The sequence below is a fragment of the Nocardiopsis prasina DSM 43845 genome, assembly GCF_000341265.1.
Classification (GTDB): Bacteria; Actinomycetota; Actinomycetes; order Streptosporangiales; family Streptosporangiaceae; genus Nocardiopsis; species Nocardiopsis prasina.
Genome location: NZ_ANAE01000004.1, coordinates 1 through 25,620, shown reverse-complemented (window position 1 = coordinate 25,620; position 25,620 = coordinate 1). Strand labels below are relative to the sequence as shown.

The 25,620-nt window shown below is 69.5% G+C and carries 18 protein-coding genes and 1 pseudogene; 8 read left to right on the top strand and 11 right to left on the bottom strand.

Features of this window, described 5'->3' with window-relative positions:
* The first annotated feature begins 110 nt into the window (after positions 1-110).
* Entirely contained in the window at positions 111-767 is a 657-nt protein-coding gene (locus D452_RS0100450; protein ID WP_026128842.1) for an AAA family ATPase, read from the top strand.
* Between the two features lie 66 nt (positions 768-833).
* On the opposite strand, the gene D452_RS0100445 is transcribed toward D452_RS0100450, so the two are convergent.
* The 5 genes from D452_RS0100445 to D452_RS0100425 all read right to left on the bottom strand — a co-directional run bounded on the left by D452_RS0100445 (position 834) and on the right by D452_RS0100425 (position 7,868).
* Positions 834-2,075 carry a hypothetical protein gene (locus tag D452_RS0100445; protein ID WP_017542214.1) on the bottom strand — a complete coding sequence of 414 codons (1,242 nt, stop codon included), beginning with the start codon at positions 2,073-2,075 and terminating at the stop codon, positions 834-836.
* Between the two features lie 191 nt (positions 2,076-2,266).
* Positions 2,267-3,742, bottom strand: a complete 1,476-nt coding sequence (locus tag D452_RS27320) for a dicarboxylate/amino acid:cation symporter (protein ID WP_040692639.1) — start codon at positions 3,740-3,742, stop codon at positions 2,267-2,269.
* A gap of 435 nt (positions 3,743-4,177) precedes the next feature.
* Positions 4,178-5,944, bottom strand: coding sequence for an acetyl/propionyl/methylcrotonyl-CoA carboxylase subunit alpha (locus D452_RS0100435; RefSeq protein ID WP_017542212.1), 1,767 nt, complete (start codon positions 5,942-5,944; stop codon positions 4,178-4,180).
* Positions 5,945-6,030: 86 nt separating this feature from the next.
* On the bottom strand, positions 6,031-6,261 hold the full coding sequence (locus D452_RS0100430; protein WP_017542211.1) for an acyl-CoA carboxylase subunit epsilon: 231 nt from the start codon (positions 6,259-6,261) through the stop codon (positions 6,031-6,033).
* A complete protein-coding gene (locus tag D452_RS0100425) occupies positions 6,258-7,868 on the bottom strand; it encodes an acyl-CoA carboxylase subunit beta (protein WP_017542210.1) in 1,611 nt (536 codons plus the stop codon). The genes D452_RS0100430 and D452_RS0100425 overlap by 4 nt, the downstream gene beginning before the upstream one ends.
* 337 nt (positions 7,869-8,205) lie before the next feature.
* On the opposite strand from D452_RS0100425, the gene D452_RS0100420 reads away from it, so the two are divergent.
* The 5 genes from D452_RS0100420 (at position 8,206) to D452_RS0100400 (ending at position 13,818) form a co-directional block, all read left to right on the top strand.
* Positions 8,206-10,767, top strand: a complete 2,562-nt coding sequence (locus D452_RS0100420) for a phosphoenolpyruvate carboxylase (RefSeq protein ID WP_017542209.1) — start codon at positions 8,206-8,208, stop codon at positions 10,765-10,767.
* Between the two features lie 16 nt (positions 10,768-10,783).
* Complete coding sequence (locus tag D452_RS0100415) at positions 10,784-11,536, top strand: biotin--[acetyl-CoA-carboxylase] ligase (protein ID WP_017542208.1); 753 nt, start codon at positions 10,784-10,786, stop codon at positions 11,534-11,536.
* A gap of 26 nt (positions 11,537-11,562) precedes the next feature.
* Positions 11,563-12,075, top strand: coding sequence for a PH domain-containing protein (locus D452_RS0100410; RefSeq protein WP_017542207.1), 513 nt, complete (start codon positions 11,563-11,565; stop codon positions 12,073-12,075).
* Between the two features lie 77 nt (positions 12,076-12,152).
* A complete protein-coding gene (locus D452_RS0100405; protein WP_017542206.1) occupies positions 12,153-13,160 on the top strand; it encodes an adenylate/guanylate cyclase domain-containing protein in 1,008 nt (335 codons plus the stop codon).
* Between the two features lie 31 nt (positions 13,161-13,191).
* Positions 13,192-13,818, top strand: a complete 627-nt coding sequence (locus D452_RS0100400) for an MBL fold metallo-hydrolase (RefSeq protein WP_017542205.1) — start codon at positions 13,192-13,194, stop codon at positions 13,816-13,818.
* Between the two features lie 779 nt (positions 13,819-14,597).
* Here the strand turns inward: D452_RS0100400 and D452_RS0100395 are convergent.
* The 6 genes and pseudogenes from D452_RS0100395 to D452_RS27305 all read right to left on the bottom strand — a co-directional run.
* Positions 14,598-15,728: a DNA alkylation repair protein gene (locus tag D452_RS0100395; protein ID WP_017542204.1), complete on the bottom strand. Its 1,131-nt coding sequence runs from the start codon at positions 15,726-15,728 to the stop codon at positions 14,598-14,600.
* 512 nt (positions 15,729-16,240) lie between these two features.
* Entirely contained in the window at positions 16,241-17,029 is a 789-nt protein-coding gene (locus D452_RS0100390) for a succinate dehydrogenase/fumarate reductase iron-sulfur subunit (RefSeq protein WP_017542203.1), read from the bottom strand.
* Positions 17,026-19,287, bottom strand: coding sequence for a fumarate reductase/succinate dehydrogenase flavoprotein subunit (locus D452_RS31135; RefSeq protein ID WP_040692657.1), 2,262 nt, complete (start codon positions 19,285-19,287; stop codon positions 17,026-17,028). Before D452_RS31135 ends, D452_RS0100390 begins: the two co-directional genes overlap by 4 nt.
* 286 nt (positions 19,288-19,573) lie before the next feature.
* Complete coding sequence (locus D452_RS0100380) at positions 19,574-20,386, bottom strand: hypothetical protein (RefSeq protein WP_040692653.1); 813 nt, start codon at positions 20,384-20,386, stop codon at positions 19,574-19,576.
* A 655-nt stretch (positions 20,387-21,041) separates the two neighbouring features.
* Entirely contained in the window at positions 21,042-22,934 is a 1,893-nt protein-coding gene (locus D452_RS27310; RefSeq protein WP_017542199.1) for a glycosyltransferase family protein, read from the bottom strand.
* A 425-nt stretch (positions 22,935-23,359) separates the two neighbouring features.
* Positions 23,360-24,307 (bottom strand): annotated as a pseudogene (locus D452_RS27305) (LysR family transcriptional regulator); the annotation flags it as partial.
* A gap of 131 nt (positions 24,308-24,438) precedes the next feature.
* Here D452_RS27305 and D452_RS0100360 point away from each other — a divergent pair.
* Together D452_RS0100360 and D452_RS27300 are read left to right on the top strand one after the other, a co-directional pair.
* Positions 24,439-25,089 (top strand): succinate dehydrogenase cytochrome b subunit, encoded by a 651-nt coding sequence (locus D452_RS0100360; protein ID WP_083927415.1) that lies wholly within the window; start codon positions 24,439-24,441, stop codon positions 25,087-25,089.
* On the top strand, positions 25,090-25,620 hold a 531-nt coding region (locus D452_RS27300; RefSeq protein WP_040692635.1), incomplete at its 3' end, for an FAD-binding protein.

Here is a 25,620-nt window from a genome sequence, read left to right as displayed (position 1 = left end):
GCCCCCCCCCCCGCCTACCGCGGCGGCTACAACGACTCCCCCCGCCCCTACCGGCATCGCCGCAAGGGGTTCCTGGAACAGCTCTTCGACTAGCCGCAGAGGTAACGGCCGTGCACCCGCTGATTTGTACTCACTGCGGGGAGTGGGACGGGGAACCCGACACGGGAGCAGGGGAGCACCTGCTCCGCTGCTCCTCCTGCGGTCTGACCCGTCCCTTTCTTCGGCTGCCGCTCCTGTGCGTCACGGGGCCCAGCGGCACGGGCAAGTCCACCGTGGCCAGGGAACTCCTGGCACGCCTGGGGGAGGGGTTCGTCGTCCTCGAACAGGACCTCCTCTGGGTGGGCGGCCTGCGCGACCCGGCCGACGACCACCGCCTGTTCCGCTCCACCTGGCTCCGCACCGCCGCCATGGTCCAGCAGAGCGGGCGGCCCGTCGTGCTCTGCGGAACCGTGGTCCCGCCCGAGCTGGAGCACCTGCCCGAGCGCGCGCTCTTCTCGGGCGTCCACTACCTCGCGCTCACCTGTGAACCGCGTCCGCTCGCCGAGAGGCTGCGGGGGCGTCCGTCCTGGCGCGGCTGGGACGAGGCCAGGATCGCCGAGACACTGGACCACCAGGACTGGCTGACGGCCGAGGCCGAGGAGCTGCGGCCGCCCGTCACCCTGCTCGACACCACCGAGGCGACGCCGGTGGAGACCGCCGAAGCCGTTCAGCGCTGGGTGGAGGGCGTCCACCAGGAATCCGCCGCCCCCGCCGGGCGCCGGGAGTAGGACACGCGAAGGGCCCCGGGAGAGTTCACCTCTCCCGGGGCCTGTTCTCGCGTGTGGCGTCAGCGGCTAGAAGTCGAAGCCGCCGAAGTCCCCGAAGTCGCCGCCGCCGTCGAAGTCGCCTCCGCCGCCGTCGCCCATGTCCCCTCCGGCGTCCATCATGCCGCCGCCCATCATCGACCCCATCATGGAGCCCATCATCATGCCGGTGAACATGCCCATCATCATGTTCATGCCGAAGTAGCCGCCGGCGTAGGGCGAGTACGCGGGACCGGCGTCGTAGTACGGACGGCGCTCACCGTCCACCTCGACCATGCGCACGTCCGGCTGGCCGCCGGTGCGCACCGCCTGGGCGCAGACCGCGCACGCGGTGACCGACCGGGGGGACCCGCCGGGCGGGGCCCAGGTGACGTCCTCGCTGGACGGTCCGTGCTGCGGGTTGAAGAAGCAGGGGCCGCGCCGCGCCGGCACCGGCTCGCCGTTCATCCGGGCCCGGGTGGCGGACATGTAGTAGCGGCCGTCCTCCAGGGCACTGGTCACCTGCTTGACCTGCTCGGGCTCCTGGATGGTGTCCAGTTGGGCCTTGGCCTGGTCGTAGGAGTCCATGGCCCGCGAGTAGTCGCTGCGGGTGGCCTCGTCCACCTGGGACAGGTCGATCTCCAGGCGGGCGACGTCCTCACCGAGGCGGACGACGTCCTCGGTGGCCATCTGCTTGATCTCCTGGAGCTGCTTGGCCTTCTCGGCCTCGCGCTTCTTGCGGGCGTTGTACACGTACCAGCCGCCCGCGGCGGCGACCAGCACCAGGACGGTGAGCAGCACCAGTCCCGAGCCGCCGCCCCCGGTCGGGGCTTCGTTGGCGGTCTCGGTGGTCTGGACGGCCTCGGGCACCGCCACAAGGGCGTCCGTCGGGTTGTTGCCGCCCTCCGAGAGCGCGACCTCCCTGATGGCGTCGGTGTCCTCCAGGTTGGGGGAGGTGACGTAGAGGTGCTCGCTCCCGCCCAGGACGCCGTAGGCGCCGTCGCCGACCTCGGCCATGACCGGCGCCAGCACGGCGTTCACCCCGGCCTCGGAGGTGGCGACCTCCCTCGGCAGGAGCACGTAGTAGACGGGGCTGTCCGCGTTCGCGACGGCCGCCTCCAGGGCGGCCTCGTCACCGCTCGGGAAGCCCTCGATCGACGGGTCGACGAAGACCCCGTCGTTCTCCAGCTCCGCGACGATGTCCTGCGTCTGCGGGGGTTCGGTCCCGGTGTCGGCGGCGGCCGAAGCCGCTCCCACCGTCACCATCGCCGCCGCGAGCCCGGCGGTCAGCACTGTGGGTGTTACCAAGCGGCGCAACATGTCGATCCTCTCGCCTCCCTCAACCACAGGACGAACAGGAGGCCCCCACAGTTCCCGAGGTCAGCCTCCGTGTCCGGTTTCTTGCCGTCAGGGGTGGCGGTGCGGAGGAACGACGAGGCCCGCCGAGCGGAACTCGGCGGGCCTCGTCGTGGTGCGGGGAGCGGCTAGCTCCGTGCGGCGGACTCCGCGAGATCGGAGTCCTGCTCCGAGGAGGCCCGGTCCTGCGGACCCTCGGCGGCGGCGCGTTCGGCCTCCGCGCGCTCGGCGGCGATCGCGTCACCGGTGACGGTGCCGGGCTGGTCCTCCGGGACGAAGCCGGTGATGCCGCGCGGGGCGTTGTAGCGGACCACGTCGAGGATGCCCTCGCGCTTGGCGACGATCGCGGGGATCAGCGCCTGACCGGCCACGTTGGTGGCGGTACGGCCCATGTCCAGGATCGGGTCGACGGCCAACAGCAGACCCACGCCCTCCAGGGGCAGACCCAGCGTGGACAGGGTCAGGGTCAGCATGACGGTGGCGCCGGTGGTGCCCGCGGTGGCGGCGGAACCGATCACCGAGACGAACACGATCAGCAGGTAGTCGGTCAGGCCGAGGCTCAGGCCGAAGAACTGGGCGACGAAGATCGCCGAGATCGCCGGGTAGATCGCGGCGCAGCCGTCCATCTTCGTGGTGGCGCCGAACGGCACAGCGAAGGCGGAGTAGTGGCGCGGCACGCCGAGGTTCTGCTCGGCGACGCGCTGGGTGACGGGCAGGGTGCCCAGCGAGGAGCGCGACACGAAGCCGAGCTGGACGGCGGGCCACACACCGGTGAAGTACTTGACCGGGGAGAGGCCGTTGAGGCGGGCGACCACCGGGTAGACGACGAACAGCACCAGGGCCAGGCCGAGGTAGATCGCGATCGTGAACTGGCCGAGCGCGCCGATGGTGGTCCAGCCGTAGCTGTAGACGGCGTTGCCCAGCAGACCCACGGTGCCGATCGGGGCGAGGCGGATGACCCACCACAGGGCCTTGAGCACGACCTCCAGCGTGGAGGAGGTGAACGCGATGAAGGGCTCGGCGGGCTTGCCGACCTTCACTGCGGCGATGCCCAGGACCACGGCGATGACGATCAGCTGGAGCACGTTGAACGACAGCGACGTGCTCAGCGAGCCGTCGTCGGCGGCGGAGGTGCTCGCGGCCAGGCCCAGGAAGTTGGCCGGGACGATGCTCTCGATGAAGGCCAGCCAGGAGCCGGTGGTGGAGGGCTCCGCGGCGGTGCCCGCGTCCACGGCGCTGTTCAGGCCGGGGCGCAGGGTCAGGCCGATCACGATCGCGATGGCCACGGAGACCAGCGCGGTGATGGCGAACCAGAGGAGGGTCTTCCAGGCCAGGCGCGCGGCGTTGGCGACGTTGCGCAGGTTGGCGATGGAGGAGATGACGGCCAGGACGATCAGCGGCGGCACGATCGTGCGCAGCAGCGCGACGAAGGTCGAACCGACGGTCTGGAGGGTGACGGCCAGCCAGTTGGGCTCACCGTCGCCGACGGGACCGATCTGGAGGGCGACGACACCGAGGACGATGCCCAGCACCACACCGGCGAGGACCTGTGCGGCGAACGGGAAACGCGGCTTACGTCTGGGAACTGTGGTCTGCTCAGACACGGAAGGATGACTCCAGTAATGGGTGGCCGGGCGCTCGCGTTCGACGTCACGGGTCGGCGCGGCGGGCCGCGGGAGCTCGGCGCAGGGGATGGGTCGGGCATCACCGGGAAGGGTGACCTGGGAAGGGTGAGCGGCGCGCTGCCCGGCCGAGGGCGCGGGCGCGCGTGGACCTAGCTACACGCGTGGCTGCTGAAGCGGCACAGGTCGATGTGCCACCTTCGCGTCAGTCCCCAGATGTTCGTCACAGTCGAGAACAATAACCCGTATCACTTACCTTTTCCATACACAGTCGGACGTTCTTCCCGAAGGCGTGCACAGGAGCCCTTACTGTGCTGGATCTTCCCGTCTCCGGACGCGACGAGGATCACCCCGGGGACGGCGGAGGGGAGGCACCGACGCGGTGCCTCCCCTCCCGTGCCCCGGGGGCCGGAACGCCTACGCGTCCTTGATGTCGCAGACCACCGCGCCGTTGCCGACGGTCTCGCCGGGGGTGACCTTGAGGCCGGTCACGACCCCGGCTCGGTGGGCGGTGAGCGGCTGCTCCATCTTCATGGCCTCGATGACCACCACCGTCTCGCCCTCGGCCACCTGCTGGCCCTCCTGGGCCACCAGCTTGACCACGGTGCCCTGCATCGGCGAGACCAGGGAGTCCCCACCTGCCGCCGCAGCGGCGCCGCCCTTGCGGGCCGCGCGCTTCCTGCGCCCGCCGCCGTTCCCGGCCTCCGGGGCCGCCGCGGCGCCCAGCGACGCGGGCAGGACGACCTCGACGCGCCTGCCGCCGACCTCCACCGTCACGGTCTCCCGCTCGACCGGCTCGGCCGTGCCGGGCTCACCCGACCAGGGCGCGATGTGGTTGTCGAACTCGGACTCGATCCAGCGCGTGTACACCCCGAACGGCTGGTCGGGGTCGGCCGGGGCGAACGCCGGGTCCTCGACGACGGCCTGGTGGAAGGGGATCACCGTGGGCATCCCGCCCACGGTGAACTCGGCCAGGGCCCGTTTGGAGCGCTGGAGCGCCTCGGTGCGGGTGCGTCCGGTGACGATCAGCTTGGCGACCATCGAGTCGAAGGCCTGCGGGACGGTGAACCCGGCCTCGCAGCCGGTGTCCACCCGCACCCCGGGCCCGCCGGGCAGGTTCAGGGCGGTGATGGTGCCGGGGGCGGGCATGAAGCCCCGGCCCGGGTCCTCGGCGTTGATCCGGAACTCGAAGGAGTGGCCGCGGATCTCGGGGTCGCCGTAGCCCAGCTCCTCGCCGTCCGCGACGCGGAACATCTCGCGGACCAGGTCGATGCCGGTGACCTCCTCGGTGACCGGGTGTTCGACCTGTAGGCGGGTGTTGACCTCCAGGAACGAGATGGTGCCGTCCACCCCGACGAGGAACTCGCAGGTGCCCGCGCCGACGTAGCCCGCCTCCTTGAGGATGGCCTTGGAGGCGCTGTACAGGCGCTCTGTCTGGTCGGGGGACAGGAACGGCGCGGGTGCCTCCTCGACCAGCTTCTGGTGGCGGCGCTGGAGGGAGCAGTCACGGGTGGAGACCACCACGACGTTGCCGTGGGTGTCGGCCAGGCACTGGGTCTCGACGTGGCGCGGCTTGTCCAGGTAGCGCTCCACGAAGCACTCGCCGCGACCGAACGCGGTCACCGCCTCGCGCACCGCCGACTCGTAGGCGTCGGCGACCTCGTCCAGCGTGTACGCCACCTTCAGGCCGCGGCCGCCGCCGCCGAAGGCGGCCTTGATCGCGATCGGCAGCCCGTGCTCGGTGGCGAAGGCCACGACCTCCTCGGCGGACTCCACCGGGTCGGGTGTGCCCGCGACCAGGGGTGCGCCGACCTTCTGCGCGATGTGTCGGGCCTGGACCTTGTCGCCCAGGGCGGTGATCGCGGACGGGGGTGGGCCGATCCAGGTCAGCCCGGCGTCGATGACGGCCTGGGCGAAGTCGGCGTTCTCGGCCAGGAACCCGTAGCCGGGGTGGACGGCGTCCGCGCCGGAGGAGGCGGCGATCGCCAGGAGCTTGCCGATGTCCAGGTAGGAGTCGGCCGGGGTGGAGCCGCCCAGGCTGTGCGCCTCGTCGGAGACCTTGACGTGCAGGGCGTCCAGGTCGGGTTCGGCGTAGACGGCGACGCTGGCGATCCCGGCGTCGCGGCAGGCGCGGGCGATGCGCACGGCGATCTCGCCTCGGTTGGCGATCAGAACTTTACGCACGGTGGAAATCCTCCAGCTGGAGCACGGAGCGGGTCACACGCCGACCGCTCGACGAAGGGTCTGGGTAACGGGGGAGCACGTCAGGGTCACCTGGTGCTCAGGCGCCAGGCGCCGGGGCCGGGGCGCGGCGGGACGCGCATGTGGTGCGCGCGGTCCCGCCAGCCCGACGCGGGCCGCTCTGGCTCGGGCGCCTCGGAGCCCGCGCGGGCCGCCGCGGCGCGGGCGGTGAGCACGGCGGTGAGGACGGCGAGCTCCTCCTCGGTGGGCTCACCCCGGACCACGACCAGGTGCGGGGACGCCTTCTCCTGGGCGCTCACAGCGGGATGTTCCCGTGCTTCTTGGGCGGCAGCTGTTTGCGCTTGTTGCGCAGCGCCTTCAGCGCCTTGGCCACCTGGACGCGGGTCTCGGAGGGCAGGATGACCCCGTCCACGTAGCCGCGTTCAGCCGCCGAGTACGGGTTGAGCAGGGTGTCCTCGTACTCACCCACCAAGCGGGCGCGCTCGGACTCGACGTCGTCGGCGGCGGCCAGGGTGCGCCGGTGCAGGATGTTGACCGCCCCCTGCGCGCCCATGACGGCGATCTGCGCGGTGGGCCAGGCCAGGTTGACGTCGGCGCCCAGGTGCTTGGACCCCATCACGTCGTAGGCCCCGCCGAAGGCCTTGCGGGTGATCACGGTGATCAGCGGCACGGTGGCCTCGGCGTAGGCGTACAGGAGCTTGGCTCCCCGGCGGATGATGCCGTCCCACTCCTGGTCGGTGCCGGGCAGGAAGCCGGGCACGTCCACGAAGGTGAGGACCGGGACGTTGAACGCGTCGCAGGTGCGCACGAACCGGGCGGCCTTCTCGGAGGCGTCGATGTCCAGGCAGCCCGCGAAGCTCATGGGCTGGTTGGCGACGATGCCCACGGAACGGCCGTCGACCCGACCGAAGCCCACCACGATGTTCGTGGCGAACTGGGCGTGCACCTCGAGGAAGTCGCCGTCGTCCAGGACCGACTCGATGACCTGCTTGATGTCGTACGGCTGGTTGGCCGAGTCCGGGACGAAGGTGTCCAGGGCCAGGTCGGTGTCAGTGGTCTCGTCGCCGGGATCGTCCTCGGGAGCCAGCCGCGGGGTCTCCTCCAGGTTGTTGTCGGGCAGGTGCGACAGCAGCGACTTCACGTAGTCGATGGCGTCCTGCTCGTCGGAGCCCCGGTAGTGGGCCACCCCCGACTTGCTGGAGTGCGTGGTGGCGCCGCCGAGCTCCTCCATGGAGACGTCCTCGCCGGTGACGGTCTTGATGACGTCGGGACCGGTGATGAACATCTGGGAGGTCTCGTCGACCATCACCACGAAGTCGGTGAGGGCGGGGGAGTAGACGTGTCCGCCCGCCGTGGCGCCCATGATCAGGGAGATCTGCGGGATGACCCCGGACGCGTGGGTGTTGCGCTTGAAGATCTCCGCGTACAGGCCGAGAGCGACCACGCCCTCCTGGATGCGCGCCCCGCCGCCCTCGTTGATGCCCACGACGGGGCACCCGTTGGTGAGGGCGTGGTCGAGGACCTTGCAGATCTTCTCGCCGTAGACCTCGCCCAGCGACCCGCCGAAGACGGTGACGTCCTGGCTGAAGACCGCGACGGGGCGACCGTCGACGGTTCCGTGGCCGGTCACCACACCGTCCCCGTAGGGGCGGTTGGCGTCGAGGCCGAAGTTGGTCGAGCGGTGCCGGGCCAGTGCGTCGAACTCGACGAAGGAGCCCGGATCGACCAGCGCGTCGATCCGCTCGCGTGCGGTCATCTTGCCTTTGGCGTGCTGCTTCTCGACAGCCCGCTCGGAGCCGGCGTGCACGGCTTCGTACCTGCGTCGTCGCAGGTCGGCGAGCTTGCCCGCGGTCGTGTGGATGTCGATCTCAGCCGCGGACAGCGGTTCAGGGGCTTCGGTGGCCATAACAGCCCAGGTTAGCTCCGGGGGTCGGGTTCGCCTTCACGCGGCCCGGGTTACTCGTCAGTAGGTGAAGCCTCCCGGTGTCCGAGTGTCGAGGTATCACCCCTGGGGCTCACGATGTGTAAAGGGGGCAAGGGAAAAGTGAGTAATTGTGAATTACGCCCGTTTCCGGAACACCGGTTAACGCCTGAGCAAAACCGCGAAAAACAGCCCCCGCGCACATACCGCCAGGCGCGATCTCTGTAGGGTCGGCCCTATGACAGCGGTTAGCGCAGAACGCGACAGTGCCCGCCAGGAAGTCCCCGAACAGCTCAGGAATGACGTCAAGCTGCTCGGCGAGATGCTCGGAACGGTCCTCGCCGAAAGCGGCGGCGCGGACCTGCTCGCCGATGTCGAGAAACTCCGACACGCCGTGATCGGTGCCCGCGACGGGACCGTCACGACCGAGGAGATCACCGGCCTGGTCGCGGCCTGGCCCCTGGAACGCGCCAAGCAGGTCGCCCGCGCCTTCACGGTCTACTTCCATCTGGCCAACCTGGCCGAGGAACACCAGCGCATGCGCGCCCTGCGCGAACGCGACGACGCCGCGAACCCGCCCCGCGAGTCCCTGGCCGCCGCCGTGCGCGCCGTCCGCGAGGGAGAGGGCGGCGAGGAGCGCCTGACCGAACTGGTCGAGGGCATGGAGTTCCACCCCGTGCTCACCGCCCACCCCACCGAGGCCCGGCGCCGCGCCGTCTCCACCTCCATCCTGCGCATCAGCGCCCAACTGGAGGCCTGGCACACCTCACACGAGGGCAGCGGCGCCGCCGCCGAGGCGCACCGCCGCCTGCTGGAGGAGATCGACCTCCTCTGGCGCACCTCCCAGCTGCGCTACACCAAGCTGAACCCGCTCGACGAGGTCCGCACCGCCCTGGCCGCCTTCGACGAAACGATTTTCTCGATCGTCCCGCAGGTCTACCGGACCCTCGACACCGCCATCGACCCCGAGGGCACCGGAACCCGCCCGCCCCGCGCCACGCCGTTCGTCCGCTACGGCAGTTGGATCGGCGGCGACCGGGACGGCAACCCCTTCGTCACCCACGAGGTGACCCGCGAGGCGATGACCATCCAGTCCGAGCACATCCTGCGCGGCCTGGAGACCGCCTGCGGCCGGGTGGCCCGCGCCCTCACCGTCTACTCCAACCTCACGCCCGCCAGCCCGGCGCTCCGGGACGCGATCTCCGAGGCGAAGGCGGGCCAGCCCACGCTCATGGGCGAGATCACCCAGCGCTCACCCAACGAACCCCACCGCCAGCTCCTGCTCCTGGCCACGGCCCGCCTGCGCGCCACCCGCGAACGCGACGCCGACCTCGCCTACACCGACGCGGACGAGTTCCTCACCGACCTGCGTCTGGTCCAGGAGTCGCTCGCCGCCGCCGGGGCGGTCCGCCAGGCCTACGGCGACCTCCAGCACCTCGTGTGGCAGGCCGAGACCTTCGGCTTCCACCTGGCCGAACTGGAGATCCGCCAGCACAGCGAGGTCCACGCGGCCGCGCTCAAGGAGCTGGAGTCCGGCGGGCCCCTCTCGGAGCGCACGGAGGAGGTCCTCGACACCATCCGGACCGTCTCCTGGATCCAGGAGCGCTTCGGCGTGGAGGCCTGCCGCCGCTACATCGTCAGCTTCACCCGTTCGGCCGAGGACATCGAGGCCGTCCACAAGCTGGCCACCCACGCCCTGCCGCCCAAGCGTGTGCCCGTCCTGGACGTCATCCCGCTCTTCGAGACCGGAGCGGACCTGGAGGCCTCACCCCGGGTGCTGGCCGGGATGCTCGAACTCCCGCCCGTCCGCCAGCGGCTGGCCGACAACGACCGCCGCCTCGAGGTGATGCTCGGCTACAGCGACTCCGCCAAGGACGTGGGTCCCGTCAGCGCGACCCTGCGCCTGTACGACGCCCAGGCCCGGCTGTCCGCGTGGGCCCGCGAGCACGACGTGCGCCTCACCCTCTTCCACGGCCGGGGCGGTTCCCTCGGCCGCGGCGGCGGTCCGGCCAGCCGCGCCCTGCTCGCCCAGGCGCCGGGTTCGGTCGACGGCCGGTTCAAGGTCACCGAACAGGGCGAGGTCATCTTCGCCCGCTACGGCCAGGCCGCCATCGGCCGCCGCCACATCGAACAGGTCGGCCACGCCGTCCTGATGGCCTCCACCGACACCGTCCAGGAGCACGAGCGCGCCGCCGCCGAGCGCTACCGGCGCCACGCGGACACCATCGCGGAGGCCGCCCAGGAGGCGTACCTCTCGCTCATCAACACCGACGGCTTCGCGGTGTGGTTCTCCAGGGTCAGCCCACTCGAAGAGCTCGGTGACCTCCGCCTCGGGTCGCGGCCCTCCCGCCGCAGCGCCGCCAAGGGCCTGGGCGACCTGCGGGCGATCCCGTGGGTGTTCGCGTGGACCCAGACCCGGGTGAACCTGCCCGGCTGGTTCGGCCTCGGCACGGGCCTGGCCGCCGTGGCGGACCTGCCCGTCCTCCAGGCCGCCTACCAGGAGTGGCCGCTGTTCGCGTCGCTGCTGGACAACGCGGAGATGAGCCTGGCCAAGACCGACCGCACCATCGCTGAGCGCTACCTCGCCCTGGGGGACCGGCCCGAACTCAGCGAGACGGTCCTGCGGGAGTACGACCTGACCCGCGAACTCGTCCTCAGGGTGACCGGCCACAGCCGCCTGCTGGAGAACCGCGCGGTCCTGTCCCGCGCCGTGGACCTGCGCAACCCCTACGTGGACGCGCTCAGCCACCTCCAGCTCCGCGCCCTGGAGGCACTGCGCGGCGAGGAGTCCGAGTCCCTGTCCGAAGAGGACAGCGAGCACCTGGAACGACTGCTCCTGCTCTCCGTCAACGGAGTGGCCGCCGGACTCCAGAACACCGGCTGACTGCTCTAATGGACGGATGAACGAGATCCCTCCCCTGGACCGGAACGCGATCCGCCCCGGCGGACTCTGGCGGGTCGAGGTGGTGCCCGAGGCGGGGTCCACCAACACCGAACTGATCGCGAGGTCCAGGGAAGGGGCCCCCGAGGGGACCGTGCTGGTCACCGAACACCAGACCGCCGGAAAGGGAAGGCTGGGGCGCGGCTTCACGACCCCACCGGGGGTCGCGCTCACCTTCTCGCTCCTGGTCCGGCCCGAGGTGCCCTCGGAACAACTCGGCTGGGTGTCCCCCCTCATGGGGTTGGCGGCCGTCGCAGGCGTGCGCAGGACCACCGGGCTCGACACACGGCTCAAGTGGCCCAACGACCTCCTCGTCGGAGAGACCAAGCTCGCCGGAATCCTGGCCGAGGCCGACTTCTCCGACCCCTCCCACCCCGCCATCGTGGTCGGTATGGGGCTGAACGTCTCCCAGACGCGCGACGAACTCCCCGTGGAGACCGCCACCTCACTCCGCGCGGAAGGCGCACACACCCTTCGGGAGACCCTCCTCGTCGCGGTCCTTGAGGAGTTCGAAAGGCGTTACACCACCTGGAAGTTCGCCGACGAGTACCGGGACGTGTGCGTGACCATCGGCCGCCGGGTCCGCGTTCACCTCCCCGGAGGCACCTTCCTCGACGGCACCGCCACCGGGGTCGACGACCAGGCCCGGCTGCTCGTCGCCGGGCGGGCCCTCAGCGCCGGGGACGTCGTGCACGTCCGACCGGGCGAATAACCGTTCCTTGTGCCATTATCACCATTATGGCTATCGCGGACCGCTATCTCTCCGATGACGAAGAACTCGTCCACGTCGCGCGTCAACACTGGACCCTCCTCGCCGGAGAGTTCGTGGCGCTGTTCCTCATCATCGGTGTCGTCGGCACCGCGCTCTTCTTCGTTCCCTGGAACGAGGACTGGAGCCTGATCGCCGCCGGAGTCGTGGTGGCCGTGGGCGTCGTCGCCGCCCTGGCCTTCTGGTTCGTCCCCATGCTCAAGTGGGCGACCACCGTCTACATCCTCACCAACCGGCGGCTGATGATGCGTGACGGCATCATCTCCAAGCAGGGCCGGGACATGCCGTTGACGAGGGTCAACGACGTCTCCTTCAACATCACCCTGTGGGAACGGATCATGCGGTACGGAACGTTGTCCATTCAGTCGGCGTCCGAACAGGAGGGCATGGTCCTCCAGCGGGTGCCCCGACCCCAGTGGTTCCAGTCGGAGATCTACCGCCAAGTCAACGCGGCCCAGCGGCCGGAGTACCCGGCGAGCTGACCAACCCGCCCCCTCCGGCGTAAGCTGGAGGCGCATCCCACACCGCCCCCGTGCGGTAAGGCCGTGAAAGAGAACGTATGCCGTCGCGTCCTGACCCGAAAGCGATCGAGTCCGTCCTGCTCGGTGGTGAAGCGGTCTACACCAGGGAACAGGCGGTCGAGCTCGCCGAAGCCGACCCCGAACTGGCCGGGCGCGTCTGGCGCGCCCTCGGCTTCCCCACCCTGGGTGACGACTCGGTGATCTTCGCCGAGAGCGACGTCGAGGCGTTGCGCATCACCAACTCCCTCCTCAAGGAGGGGCTCCTGGACGAAGAGGGAGTGGTCCGCTTCGCCCGCGCCATGGGTCAGACCATGGCCAGACTCGCGGACTGGCAGACCAGCATCCTGAGCACCCTCATCTTCCAGAACGAGGAATCCGCCAGCCCGCTGATGAACCAGGTCAAGGAGCTGCTACCCGACGTGGAGCGGCTCCTCCTGCACATCTGGCGCCGCCAGCTCGCCGCGTCCACGGCGCGCACCCTCGCGGTGATGTCCAACAACAACGACACCGTCCCGAACTACTACCCGCTGATCGTGGGCTTCGCGGACCTGGTCTCCTTCACCACCCTGAGCCGTGAACTCGACGAGGTCGAACTCGCGGGCGTCGTGGAGGGCTTCGAGGCCACCGCCGCCGACATCGTCGCCTCCGGCGGCGGACGGGTGGTCAAGACCCTCGGCGACGAGGTCCTCTACGTCGCGGACTCCCCCCTCCAGGCCGCGGACATCGCCCTGCGCCTGGCCTCCGGGGTGAAGACCCACGTGGAGGTCCCCGACGTCCGGGTCGGCGTGGCCTACGGCCCCGTCCTCACCCTGCACGGCGACGTCTTCGGTACCACCGTCAACCGGTCCAGCAGGCTCACCTCCTTCGCCCGCCCGGGAACCGTCCTCATCGACGAGGCCCTCGCCGAGAGCCTGACCGACGAGGAGGGCCTCCAGGTGGTGCAGGTCCGCGCGCGACACGCCCACGGTCTCGGGCTGATCCAGCCGTACGCGCTGCGCCGTGACTTCGACGCGCAACCGCATGTGCCGACGCCCCCGGAGGGATAGGCTCGAAACCCCAACGTGAGGCGGTGAGAGTTTGACCCCCATCCAACAACTGCGTACCTCGGGTGTCTTCAGCGTCGAGGGCACCGAGTCCGACATCGAGAACAACGTGTGGATCGTCGGAAACGACGAGAGCGCCGTGGTGATCGACGCCGCCCACGACCACGAGCGCATCGCCCGAGGGCTGGGCGACCGTGAACTCATGGCGATCGTGTGCACCCACGGTCACCCCGACCACATCAACGCCGCCGTCGCCCTGGCCGATCTCGCGGACTGCCCGATCCTCCTCCACCCCGACGACGCCGAGCTGTGGCACCAGGTGCACCCCTACCGTGAACCCGACGCGCCCCTCCTGCACGGCGAGGTCCTGCGCGCGGGGGACGTGGAGCTCAACGTGCTGCACACCCCGGGCCACACCCCCGGCGGAGTGTCCTTCCACTCGCCCGAACTCGGCGTGGTCTTCAGCGGCGACACGCTCTTCCCCGACGGCCCCGGAGCCACCGGCCAGCCCTCCTCGGACTTCCCCACGATCATCGCGTCCATCCGCGACCAGCTGATCACCCTCCCGGGCGACACCGTCGTCCACCCCGGCCACGGCGAGTCCACCACCATCGCCGAAGCCGCCAACCACCTGGAAGAGTGGACCACCCGAGGCTTCTGACACGCGCACCGCCAGGGCACGCAGGTGAAGCGACATCCTCCGCCCCCGAGGGCGAAGAAGCACAGGTGTGCACCCGCAGGGGGGTTTGAACCGTAACCACGTGCTGTTGTGACCCGCACGGCGCAGTTCCCCGCACCCCCAGGGGGTTCGAAGCCCAACCACGAGAAGCGCCCCGCCCTCCGGGGGATATGGGGTGCAGGTCGCTGCGCCCCTTGGGGGTTTGAACCGTAACCACGTGCTGTTGTGAGCTGCACGGCGCTGTTCCCCTCAGACTCTGGGGGTCTAGAGACGGGCACGTGTGTGCGCTCGTTGGTGTGTGCGGGTTGGCGGGAGTGCGGTGGGCGGCGCTGGGGCGGCGGGGGTTTTTGCCAGTGCTGGGGACACGTTCTTCTAGAGCACGTCGGTTGTCCTGGGGGGTGGGCCGGCTGCGTTCCTCGCGCTTTTTCATACTGCCAGTGGTAGAGGCCGAGGGCACGTCCAGCGAGGTGCGTAGCGGCCACTGATGGCTGCCACATCAACCTCCACCTGGCTCAGTTGGATGAACTCCGGGCTCCCGTCAGCACCGGGGGGTGGCCCGAACCCCCGCTACAGACGCCCGAACGGAAAACCCACGCAGATCCCCACACCCCAAGCCCCTAGCCACGAACCAACCCTCAGCCGCCACCGCTCAGCCTGCACCCCCACGCGCCTCGCGTCTTACCCCCCTCAACCCACACCCCCCACAACCCTCAACCTCCTCACACCACAACTCCCACCCCCCCTCAAGCCCCTCAAGCCCCTCACCCCACACCCCTCAACTCGAACCCGACCTCCGCCTTCACCAACCCGTTCACCTGAACCTCCACCAGGTGTTTCCCCGGGTAGTAAGTCCTCGTCGTGATGGGGCGCACCGGATGCTTCTTCTCCAGACGCTTCCGCTCCCCGGCACCCAGCTCCAACGTCGTCCACTTGAACACTTTGGGACTGCGCCCTCCGTTGGCCCGAACATGGTGCACCACGTAATCCACAATCACCGTGTGGGGCCGGTCGTCCCTGTTCACGAGATCCACCCGCACCAGCAGTACCCCACCCAGTTCCAGCACCTCAGGGCTCAGGCCCAACCCCTCCGCCCCCACCAGCTCACCGCCCGTGGCTCCAAGCAGCGCCAGAGCCCTCTGCTCCCCCTTCTTCACCAGGGTGCGCAGCGCGTGCCGGACGATCCATGCCGTCTCAGGGGTCGGGCTCTCCCGGGTCCACCGCTCGGCCACGTCCAGGACCAGCTCAGGGTGTTCCCTCGACATGTCGTTCAGGTTGTTGGCGACGGAGGTGCGCACGAACTTCGACGGGTCCGACCTCAACGCCTCCAGGACCTCCAGCACCGGCCCCGGGTCCTCGACGAACCTCGTCAACCTGCGGGCCCATGGCAACCGGGGACGGATCCCCTCACTGGCGAACCGGCGCACGTTGGAGTCAGGGTCGAGCGCGCAGGCCCGCATCAACTCCATGGTGGTCTCGTAGTGCCGCAGCACGAACGGCCGCACGGCGAACTCACTCGTGTGGCGCTTGGTGATCTCGACCAGGGCAGGCAGGGAGACCTCCGGGTGCTCCAGCCCGTACTCCTCCACGAACCGGGCCACCGCCATCAGGTGGAAGCCCTCGTTGAACATGCCCTCACCCTCACCCAGGGCTTCCGCCTCCAGAGAGGAGACCAGCACGCCGACGGCGCCCGGGTAGTCCTCGGGCAGACGGTCGCGCAGGCCCTTCGCCATCACCAGGACCCGTTCCTTGAGCTCCAGCGGACCGACAAGCCCCGCGACCTCCACCGCGTACCCGTCGACGTCGAACCCCGGGTACACCCTGCGAATCGACTCGCCCAAGGCCCGCGCGCTCGCCCCGTCGAAATGGTTCTTGAGGCTGTACTCCCCGGCCATGGCACGTCTCCCGCCCGCACCCCGATCCGGTCGTCGTCCGTCCAACCGGGGCTCGGGGAGAGGCGACACCGGTGTCGGAACGGTCAAGCTATACCCGTGGTGCGACCGAAGTCGAGAATTCTGCATCCCAGTCCAAACACCCCAGACCTCTCAGGGCGACGGGTCACATTCCCCGCCGCCCTGGCGGCTTCAGCCCTTCAACTGCTTCAGGACTAGGAGCGAGCCTCACCCCTCCACCCTCGCTCCTAGTCCCTCCATTCCCGCCTCTTCACCCCCGCCTCGTCCCCCGCCCCTGCACCCTCGTCCTTCGCCTCTCCACCTCCGCCCTTGCACCCTCGTCCCTCGCCCGGGCACCCTCGTCCTTCGCCTCTTCACCCCCGCCCCTGCACCCTTGTCCTTCGCCCGGGCACCCTCACCCCCTCACCCCCTCACCCCCTCACCCTCATCCCTGCGCTCTCCACCACTGGCCTCGGCCCTCAACCTTCCCCATCTCCTCCTACTCCTCTACTCCTCTACTCCTCCTTCGGGTGCCGGATGTTCGGAGCGATCGGGGTGTCCTTCGGCCGTCTGCCGATCTTCGACCCCAACCACACCAGCGGGTCGTACTTCCGGTCCACCACGCGCTCCTTCAGCGGGATCAGCGCGTTGTCCGTGATGTGAATCCCCTCGGGGCACACCTCCGTGCAGCACTTGGTGATGTTGCAGTAGCCGAGCCCGAACTCCTCCTGGGCCGTCTGGCGCCGATCCGCCGTGTCCTCGGGGTGCATCTCCAGCTCAGCGACCCGCATGAGGAACCTCGGCCCAGAGAAGTGCTCCTTGTTCTCTTCGTGGTCGCGGATCACGTGGCACACGTTGTTGCACAGGAAGCACTCAATGCACTTGCGGAACTCCTGCGAACGCTCCACGTCCGTCTGCCGCATTCGAAAGTCGCCCGGTTCCGTGTCCGCCGCCGGGGTGAACGACGGGATCTCCCGGGCCTTGGCGTAGTTGAAGGAGACGTCGCAGACCAGGTCCCGCACCACGGGGAAGGTGTGCATCGGGGTCACGGTGACGACCTCGTCGTCCTCGAACACGCTCATCCTGGTCATGCAGGACAGGCGTGGTCGTCCGTTGATCTCCACCGAGCAGGAACCACACTTGCCCGCCTTGCAGTTCCACCGCACCGCCATGTCCGGTGTCTGGGTTGCCTGGAGCCGGTGCAGCACGTCCAGGACGACCTCGCCCTCGTTCACCTCCACCTGGTACTCCGTGAGCTCTCCCTCCGGTCCGCCGCGCCACACCCGGAACGTCCGTTCGCTCATGACGTGCCCTCCTCGCTCGTCCGTGCCCCTGGGTCACCGTCCGCACCGCCTGGGTCGTTCGCCTGGTCTGGGCCACCCGCACCTTCCGAGCCACCCCCGCCGCCCGAGCCACCCGCACCCTCGGCGCCACCCGCACCTTCCGAGCCGCCCGAGCCCTCCGAGCTGCCCGCACCGCCCGAGCCACTCGCACCTCCCGAGCCCTCCGCGTCCTCGGACTTGCTCGTCCCACCACCCGCACCGGCCGGATCGTCGTCGGGTAGCTCCTCCTTAGTCAGGTACTTGGCCAGCTCATCCCGGTCGAAGAGTTCGAGAAGCTCACCGGGGATGTCCGCGATCGGAACCCGTTCCAGCTCCACACGCTGGTCAACCGCCCGGACCGACAGGTTCACCCGTCGCCACTCGGCCGACATCTCCGGATGGTCGTCCCTTGTGTGCCCGCCCCGGGACTCGGTGCGCTCCAGCGCCGCCCGGGCCACGGCCTCCGACACCAGGAGCATGTTGGGCAGGGCCAGCGCCAGGTGCCAGCCGGGGTTGTACACCCGATCTCCGGGTGCGCTGAGCATGTCCACCCGCTCGGCCAACCGCGCCAGCCGCTCCAGGGCCTCTTCCACCTCAGGGCCCTTGCGGATGATCCCGACCAGGTCGTTCATGGTGTTCTGGAGTTCCGAGTGGATCGCGTACGGGTTCTCCCCGGCACCCTGCTTGAGCGGGGCCAGCGACGAGGTGACCGCCTCAGCGGTCGCCCCAGCCAACACACTGCTCCCGGACGCCGCGCTGCTCGCGGACCCGCCATCGCCCCCGGCCCTCACACTGCCCTGAGACCCCTCACCACCACCCTCCTCCTCCCTCTTCTCCCTCTTCTCCCTCTTCTCTCTCTCCTCCCTCTCGTCCCTCTCCAACTCCTCCTCCAACTCGTCCACATACGCGGCCGCACCCAGCCCCGCCCGGCGCCCGAACACCAACAAGTCGGAAAGCGAGTTCCCGCCCAGCCGGTTGGAGCCGTGCATCCCGCCCGCCACCTCCCCGGCGGCGAACAGCCCGGGTACGTCAGAAGCGGCGGTGTCGGCGTCCACCCGCACCCCACCCATCACGTAGTGGCAGGTGGGGCCCACCTCCATGGGTTCAGCGGTGATGTCCACGTCCGCCAGCTCCTTGAACTGGTGGTGCATCGAAGGCAACCGCCGTCGGATCTCCTCGGCGGGCAGCCGCGAGGACACGTCCAGGAACACGCCCCCGTGCGGGGAGCCTCGACCCGCCTTCACCTCGCTGTTGATGGCACGGGCCACCTCGTCCCGGGGCAGCAGCTCCGGCGGCCTGCGGTGCCTGGTCGGGTCGTCGTACCAGCCGTCCGCCTCCTCCTCGGTCTCCGCGTACTGCGACCGGAAGACGTCGGGCACGTAGTCGAACATGAACCGCTCGCCCCGGGAGTTGCGCAGTACGCCACCGTCGCCCCGCACGGACTCGGTGACGAGGATGCCCTTGACCGACGGGGGCCAGACCATCCCGGTGGGGTGGAACTGGACGAACTCCATGTTGATCAGCGAGGCTCCGGCGCGCAGCGCCAGAGCGTGCCCGTCCCCCGTGTACTCCCAGGAGTTGGACGTGGTGCGGAAGGCCTTGCCGATGCCGCCGGTGGCGAGGATGACGGTGGGGGCCTCGAACAGCACGAACCCGCCATCCACCCTCCGGTAGCCGAAGGCTCCGACGATCCGGCCGTCTTCGCCGCCCTCCCTGATCAGACTGGTCACGGCGGTCTCGGCGAACACCGTGAGGCGCTCATCCGGATTCCCGAACTCCGCCGCGTCGGCCTGCTGGAGTGCCACGATCCGTTGCTGGAGGGTACGGATGAGTTCCAGCCCGGTGCGGTCGCCCACGTGAGCGAGCCGAGGGTACTCGTGCCCGCCGAAGTTGCGCTGGCTGATCCGTCCGTCCTCCGTGCGGTCGAACAGCGCACCCCAGTACTCCAGTTCCAGGATTCGTTCGGGGGCCTCTCTGGCGTGGAGTTCGGCCATACGCGGGTCGTTGAGGAACTTGCCGCCGCGCAGGGTGTCGCGGAAGTGCACCTTCCAGTTGTCGGCGGCGTTGGTGTTGCCGAGGGCCGCCGCGGCCCCGCCCTCCGCCATCACCGTGTGGGCCTTCCCGAAGAGCGACTTCGAGACGATCGCGGTGCGTTTGCCCTGTTCCCGGGCGGCGATGGCGGCGCGGAGCCCGGCACCGCCCGCCCCGATCACGACGACGTCGTATCGGTGCCTGGTGATCCCGTTCTCCTCCCCGTGCTTCGACCGGGGAGAGGGAGAGACGGAAGAAGTGGAGGAGGAAGAGGCGGACCGCGCGGAGGGGGTGTGTTCCGACGGCGCGGTGGCGAACGAAGCCCGTCCGGGACGCGTTGCGGGCTCGGAGCCGGAGCCGGAGTGCATCGCGGCCTTGGGGAGATCGGAGGCTTTGGGGGGTGTGGAGGCCGTAGGGGGTGTGGAGGCCTTGGGGGGCTCGATGGGCATGGGGACGAGTACTCCTTCACCACTCAGATGAGGATGTGTTCACCGCTCAGTTGAGGATGCGCAGGTCCGTGATGGTGCCGCTGGCGACCAGCGCGATGTAGGCGTCGGTGGCCATCAGCGACGCGATGCTCAACCAGCCGAACAACATGTGCCGGTTGTTCAGCGCGGAGGCCCGGGACCAGAGCCAGTAGCGGACCGGGCGCCCGCCGAAGCTGCGCAGTCGGCCGCCCATGATGTGCCGACACGAGTGGCACCCGAACGTGTAGCCCCACAGCAGCACCACGTTGGTGAGCATGATGAGGTTGCCGACCCCGATCCCGAACCCGCCCTCCGTGCCATGGAAGAACGGGACGAGCATGTCCCAGGTGTTGACCAGGACGACGGCCCCGGCGAAGTAGAAGAAGTACCGGTGCCCGTTCTGGGGGAGCATCAGCGGACGGGTCTCGCCCGTGTAGGTCCGGTGCGGCTCGCGCACCGCGCACGCGGTGGGTGCCTGCCAGACCGAGCGGTAGTAGGCCTTGCGGTAGTAGTAGCAGGTCACCCGGAACAGCAGCAGGATCGGCAGGCTGAGCAGGGCGTAGGGGAGGAACGGGGGGAACTCCCACGGCACGCGGCCGAACAGCGAGGCGTCGGGGACGCACTGTTGGGCGAGGCAGGGGGAGTAGAAGGGAGTCAGGTAGTGGTGTTCCTGGACCCAGTAGTGGTCCTGTTGGAACACCCGGGCCGCCCCGTAGACGAGAAAGGTGGCCAGGCCCAACGTCGTCAGTGTCGGGCTCAGCCACCATCGGTCGGTGCGCAGTGTTCGCTGGCTCAGGCGTGCCCGGCCGCCGCCGGGGCGCGCGTCGTGAGTGGGGGTCACCGTGGTCTCCACCTCCTGTGGAGAGCGGTCGGACCCGAAGACGGGGCGCGGACCCGTGCCTCCGGTGGCCGTGACCGCTCCCGGATGCTGGATCGCTGTGGGCGAGCAGTGCTGCGGGGGAAGCAGTAGCGAACCGGTCTGTTACGCAACGCTAGGCCGTTGTGATCACGGTCACGTTCCAGGTTAAGGAAAAGCGCCCGGATTTCATGTGATCTGCGACACTATCGAATTGTCATTTGTGCTTGTTCATGATCATAAATCCTTTATGTCGTCAATCTTCCTTTCGACAACCAGGATTCCTGTGTTATTGGAGTGGGCGCAGTTTTCCGAGTGCGACACCGCGCGGCTGCGCCCACCGGGGCCGCGCCCCCAACTTCCATCACTCACTGGCTCACCGGCTCACCGGCTCATTGCCCCATCGACTCACTCAGGCCGTCCCACGGCCCAGCGCCCTTGGGGGAAGTGCGATGGGGATGCCCTCACCGGGCACTCCGGCTGAGCCGATTTCCACCAGGGCCCGCATCGCCCCCCCGGGGGTACACGGACCGACTCCACCGGTGTCCACCCGACCGTCCGCCACCCCCGTCACCCCTCTGTGCCCGAGCCAGGGCCCCGAGTCAGGGCCCGTGTCTGGCCCCCGAGCCTGGGCCCCTGGTCAGGGGACCAGCAGCGGGCTCGGTGCCTCCAGGAACTCCGCCGGAACCCGTACCCCCAGCTCGGACAGCCTGCGCAGGTGCGCCTGGTGGCTGAACCGCTCACGCAGCACCTCGTGACCGATCCGCACCTGCCGGGCGTACCGTTCCTCGTCGCCCATCAGCGCCTCGATCTCCGCCCGGACACCCTCCGGCTCCGTGTAGAGCGCGGCGTCCCCGAACACCGGGGCGAAGGAGGGCGGGAGCAGCGTCGGCAGACCGACCGCGATCGCCTCCAACGGCGCCCGACCGAACGGCTCCAGGTGCCCCTGACCGGTGAAGTACACGTACGCGTCCAGCTCGTGCAGGAACTCGCGCGCGTCCACCGAGTCGAACGGGTGCGCGGTCCAGTGCGGGGGCAGTCCGCCCAGTGTCTGCTGGGCGAACCTCGTGCCGCCCAGCACGTGCGTCTCCCAACCGGGCAGCGCCGGGTAGGCGGCGGCCAGCGCCGCAGGGTCCCCCGGCCACTTGTCCCGGTCATCCCGCGAGTGGCGGCCGAGCAGCACCCGACCGTCCGGGTTCCGGCGCCCTCCCCGCCGCCACGCGTCGACGTCGATGACGTTGGTCCAGTCCTCGTCCGCCAGCGGAACCCCCGCCATCTCCGAGGAGTGGTGCAGGACCATCGCTTCGCGCACCCGCGGGCTGATCGGGTGCCAGCTGTGCTCGCCGAGCATGCTCGTGAAGCCCTTCACACAGCGTGCGACGTTCCACGCCTCGTTCGGGGCCTCCGTCTCGTGCGCGCCTTCCTCCGTCCCGTACCGACGGTTCGGGGTCTGGTTGAGGACCACGATCCGTCGCGCCGCGTCCACCGTCGGCAGGACGTCCATCGGGCGCTGGCCGATCAGCGGGAAACGCACCACCAACAGGTCGCAGGTGACGCGTTCGTCCGGGGCGACGAAGCGCACCCGGTCGTTGTCGACGGCGGCCAGGATCTTGGGGTTGACCCCACGGGACTGGTCGGCGCGCAGCACCGGGTGGTGGACCAGACCGGTGGTCAGCCCCGCGTCACGCTGCGCGGTGATCTCCTGGAGGTTGCTGCCGGTGCTGCCGCCGGGCAGGCGGAAGTCCGACATCAGCACCACGTCGAAGTGCCGGGCCGCACGCGGCGCCCGGATACGGGCGGTCAGCAGCGAGGGAACGCCGGACGATCCCCGGGCCGCACGCGGGGCGGAGAGATCGGCCAGGTGAGCGTGGTCGCGGGCGCTCTCGGGCTGGCCCGTCGCACGGTGCCAGTTGGAGAGCGTCTTGTGGGCTTCGGCGCGTACGGCCGGGCTGGCCTCGGAGTCCGCGCCCAGCCCGCGCAGCCGTGCCAGCCCCAGGGAGCTGTAGCCGTTCCAGAGCAGGTCCTGCGCGGTGGCCAGGTCCCGCTCAGCCGGGGTCCGCGCCTCCTCCCGCTCCGTTCCCTCACTCGAACGCCCACCTGAGTGTCCACCCGAGTCTCCGGCCGAGTGCGCGCCGGAACGCCCACCCGAACCCTCACCCGAGCGTCCCTCCGGGCTTCCACCCGACCCCACGGCCTGGTCCAGGGGCGCGGACACCCTGGCCTGCTGACGTTCGTGCCGGGCCCAGCCCTCCACGGTCCGGTCCGCGCAGGCGTCGGCGGCCTCCTGGATGGTCTGGCGCACCCGCACGTCCCGATCGCGGGCGAGGCTGACCTCGTCGTGGCGGTCGCGCGCCATCTCGTCGAGCTGAACGCGAACCTCCTCCATCTTCTCGGCGAGGGTTCTGCGTTCTCGGTCCACGGCGAAGACCACGCCCAGCGCGAGAACGGCGAGTCCCGCGAAGACCAGAGCCAGAGCCAGCCTGGGTGGGCTGAAGGCGACGGCCGCGGTGACCGCCACGACGGCGACAGACACGACCTGCGTACGGGAAATCGAACTGAGACTCATGACGCGACCACGTTCCGCATAGGGGATTACTGCCTCCCGCGCGGATCCGGTGGGGGACGACCGGCGGCGGGTGCCACCAAGGGTCGCCCAGAGGTGCGTCGTGGCGAAGGAACTCCGGTTCGGAGGAGCGTCGGTGACAGAGCAGCGCGAAGCGTCCGATACCGGATCTGTCCGGGCCGCTGATCACCGACCACAGACCGGGTGGGCCGGGAGACTCAGTTCGAAGGGGAGCCGCCTCCGTCAGCGGACTCCGGCCGCCCGTCAGCCGTGGGTCCACCCCCGCCCCCAGGCCCTTCCCCGCCCCTCTCCGGTCCCTCCCACCGGCGGTCCTGTCCCAGCCCTTCCCACCGGCGGTCCTGTTCCCGCCCCTCCCACCGGCGTTCCTGCTCGGGGTCGCCCGCGTCAGCGGCGGCGATCAACACCTCCAGGTCCGGCCCCAGGTCCTCCGGCGACATCGCCAACAGGTACTCGTTGAGGTGGCGGCGGAAGGCCTCCGCCGAGTGGGACGGTTCCACGTCCTTGCGCCTGGCCAACGCCACTGTGCGCAGCAGCCTCGGCCGGGCCAGCGGCGTCCCCCTCAACCCCGGGCGGTTGCGCAGCACCATGCTCGGCACCACGGCCAGGCCCAGCCCCGCCTCCACGAACCGCAGCACGGCGTCCATCTCACCGCCCTCCACCGCCAGGTCCGGCTCGAAACCGGACGCGCGGCACGCACGCAACGTCGCCTCGCGGACGTCGTAACCGCGCCGGAACATCACCAGCGGGCGGTGCTCCAGCTCGGTGATGCGGATCGACGCCCGCCCGTTGGGGGAGGGGCGGGAGGTCGGGCTGGCCACCACCAGGTTCTCCCTGAGGATCGGGGTGGTCGAGAAGTCCGGGTCGCTGCTCTGCAGTGGCAGGATGATGAGGGCCAGGTCCAGTTCCCCCCTCCCCAGATCCCGGATGAGGTCGCGGGAGCCGCTCTCCTCCACGTGGAGTTCGATCCCGGGGAAGCGCGTGTGGAAGTCCGAGAGCACGTCGGCCAGCAGTCCCGCGCACAGCGACGGGGTCGCTCCCAGGCGCACCCGTCCCCGCCGCACTCCAGCCAGCTCGGCCACCTCCCGGCGGGCCGTCTCGAGGTCGGTGAGGATGCGCTGGGCCAGCGGAAGGAGCGCCTCACCAGCGGGAGTGAGTGTGATGTTTCCCCGAGCACGACTGAATAACGGCGCGCCCAACTCGCGCTCAAGGCTCCGGATCTGTTTGCTCAAACTCGGCTGGGCGACGCGAGAAAGCTCTGCTGCGCGGGTGAAATGGCGCGTGCGGGCGACAGCGACGAAGTAGGCCAGCTGTTGGAACTGCATGGTCCATAGCCTACGGCTATCGACACCAGGGTCCCGATGACTTGGACGTCAGACTTAACTCGAATTTAAAGTGGCAGGCTGTGGCGAACAGTACCTTGACCAAGAAGCGGTCTACGGCCTACGGGTCCACGGTGGCGCTCAAGTCAGCAATGGCGGCCTCCGGTGCGATCCTTGTGCTGTATTTGATCGCGCACATGTACGGCAACCTGAAGGTCTTCGCGGGCCAGGAGGCCTTCGACGGCTACGCGCACGCACTGCGTGAGATCGGGTACCCGCTCCTTCCCGAGAGCGGTTTCCTCTGGATCTTCCGGATCGTGCTCCTCGCGAGCATCCTGATCCACATCTACTCCGCCGCGGTTCTGACGATCCGCGCGCGCAACGCCCGTGAGCAGCGCTACGTGGTGAAGAAGCGGGTCCAGCGGACCTACGCCTCCTACACCATGCGCTGGGGCGGTGTGCTGATCGCGCTCTTCGTGATCTTCCACATCCTCCACCTCACGGTCAACGTCGTCGCACCCGGCGGCAAGTCCGACAGTCCCTTCGAACGACTGGTGAACGGGTTCCAGCCCGAGTTCTGGTTCGTGACCCTGTTCTACGTCCTGGCCGTCATCGCCGTGGGATTCCACCTGCGGCACGGCATCTGGAGTGGCATGGCCACCCTCGGCGTCAACAAGGCCAGCCGCCAGAGCAAGATCAACGCCGTCGCCGTGGCGATCGCGCTGGTCGTGACGGTCGGCTTCCTGCTTCCGCCCCTGGCGGTCACCTTTGGACTGGTGAAGTAAATGCCTGAGAACGACCTCTACATCGAGGGCGCCCCGATCCGCGACGAGAAGGCGCCCGAGGGTCCGATCAACGAGCGCTGGGACCAGCGCCGTTTCTCGGCCAAGCTGGTCAACCCCGCGAACCGGCGCAAGCTCTCCGTCATCATCGTCGGCACCGGTCTGGCCGGTGCGGCCGCCGCGGCCACGATGGGCGAGGCGGGCTACAACGTCATCTCGTTCTGTTACCAGGACAGCCCGCGCCGCGCGCACTCCATCGCCGCGCAGGGTGGCATCAACGCCGCGAAGAACTACCGCAACGACGGCGACAGCATCCACCGCCTGTTCTACGACACGGTTAAGGGCGGCGACTTCCGCTCCCGTGAGTCGAACGTCTACCGCCTGGCCCAGACCAGCGTCGAGATCATCGACCAGTGTGTGGCCCAGGGCGTGCCGTTCGCCCGTGAGTACGGCGGTCTGCTCGACAACCGATCCTTCGGTGGCGTGCAGGTGTCCCGCACGTTCTACGCGCGCGGCCAGACGGGTCAGCAGCTG

What these genes read in the sequence shown, in the direction of transcription:
- D452_RS0100425 (WP_017542210.1), bottom strand. Translation starts at nt 7,868, where the DNA reads ATGGCCACCGAAGCCCCTGAACCGCTGTCCGCGGCTGAGATCGACATC.
- D452_RS0100420 (WP_017542209.1), top strand. Translation starts at nt 8,206, where the DNA reads ATGCTCGGAACGGTCCTCGCCGAAAGCGGCGGCGCGGACCTGCTCGCC.
- D452_RS0100415 (WP_017542208.1), top strand. Translation starts at nt 10,784, where the DNA reads ATGAACGAGATCCCTCCCCTGGACCGGAACGCGATCCGCCCCGGCGGA.
- D452_RS0100410 (WP_017542207.1), top strand. Translation starts at nt 11,563, where the DNA reads ATGGCTATCGCGGACCGCTATCTCTCCGATGACGAAGAACTCGTCCAC.
- D452_RS0100405 (WP_017542206.1), top strand. Translation starts at nt 12,153, where the DNA reads ATGCCGTCGCGTCCTGACCCGAAAGCGATCGAGTCCGTCCTGCTCGGT.
- D452_RS0100395 (WP_017542204.1), bottom strand. Translation starts at nt 15,728, where the DNA reads ATGGCCGGGGAGTACAGCCTCAAGAACCATTTCGACGGGGCGAGCGCG.
- D452_RS0100390 (WP_017542203.1), bottom strand. Translation starts at nt 17,029, where the DNA reads ATGAGCGAACGGACGTTCCGGGTGTGGCGCGGCGGACCGGAGGGAGAG.